Here is a 1,442-nt window from a genome sequence, read left to right as displayed (position 1 = left end):
AAGTCGTATCACAACACGTTCCGGGCCATTCCTGCCGAGCGCCCCTACCGGATTCCGATGCAGGAGCACTCGTGGCCGAAGATCGTCGGCACGTTGAGCGCGCGTGTTACCACGCGTGACGACAGCGATTACGCCGAGATAGACGAGAACGGCCACTACACCGTGCGCTTCGACTTCGACACCGATCAATGGCCCAGAGGCGGCGAGAGCGTTCGCCTGCGGCTCGCGAAACCGTTCGCGGGCGCGAATCAGACGGGCTTTCACCTGCCGCTCCTACGCGATACCGAGGTCGGCATAGCCTTCGCGGGCGGCGATCCGCGGTGTCCTTATATCGCCCACGCTCATCACCACAGCCACGCGACCGACCTAATTCATGGGCGCAATGGATGGAACACGCGCCACAGCATTCGCACCATCCGCAACAACAAGCTCAGGCTCGAAGACGCCGAGGGAAAGGAAGGCGTGAAGCTCGCCACCGAGTACGGCGGCAAGACGCAACTGAACCTGGGCTACATCGTCAACGCCGAAAGGCAGAAGCGCGGCGAAGGCTATGAGCTTCGCTCTGATTCGTGGGGAGCGCTTCGCGCCGGTAAGGGACTATTCCTTTCCGCCGATGCGCAGAAGACCGCGGGCGGCCAGACGCTCGACATGAGCGCTGCGCTCACGCAATTGCAGGCGGCGCAAGCACGCATGCAAAGCCTTTCCGATGCGGTCAACAAGGCCAAGGCCGTGGTCGCCGCGTGCGAGGCGCAGAAGTCGCTGCTGGAAACGCAACTCAAGGACTTGCAGCAGGCGGTCATCCTCGCATCCGCGCCGCATGGCGTTGCGCTCACGAGCGGCGAACACATGCAACTGGCCGCGGGCGGGCATCTCTTCACCAGCACCGGCGGCAACGCCGACGCCGCGATCGGCGGCAATTACACCGTCGCGGCGGGCAATGCCGTGTCGCTCTTCGCCAATACGCAGGGCGTCAAGGTGACGGCCGCCGAGGGCAAGATCGACGTGCAGGCGCAAGGCGATGCGCTCAATCTCGCCGCGCTCAAGGGCGTGACGATCGCGAGCACGGAAGACGCGATCACGCTCAACGCCAAGAAGGAACTGACGCTCTATTGCGGCGGCGCGTACGTCAAATTGACGAGTACGGGCGTGGAATTTGGCGGCCCGGAAATCATCCTGAAGGGACCGATGCGCGTGCGTGAATCGGCCACCAAGCAAAGCGCGCTGCCGCTCATGCCGAAGCAGGAGCCGACCGGCATGCAGCTTTGGCACGCCTATCCGAACGGCGAGCCGGTCAAGAACGCGCCGTATCGCGTGGCGTATCCGGACGGTTCATTCAGATGGGGCACGCTCGACGAGAACGGCAAAGGGATGCTCGCGAACGTGCCGCGCGGCGGCGGGCGTATCGAGTATTTCGAGGATGGATATTCGATCAAGGACGACAA

Annotated in this window: 1 protein-coding gene; it reads left to right on the top strand. The window is 63.5% G+C overall.

Annotation, left to right across the window (positions count from 1 at the left end; all coding sequences use genetic code 11):
* On the top strand, window positions 1-1,442 hold a 1,442-nt coding region (locus tag NCS67_RS25045; protein WP_250437076.1), incomplete at both ends, for a DUF2345 domain-containing protein.

The organism is Caballeronia sp. ATUFL_F2_KS9A, assembly GCF_023630765.1.
Taxonomy (GTDB): Bacteria; Pseudomonadota; Gammaproteobacteria; order Burkholderiales; family Burkholderiaceae; genus Caballeronia; species Caballeronia zhejiangensis.
The sequence above is the reverse complement of the archived record's forward strand: the minus strand, read 5'-3'. Positions and strand labels throughout refer to the sequence as shown.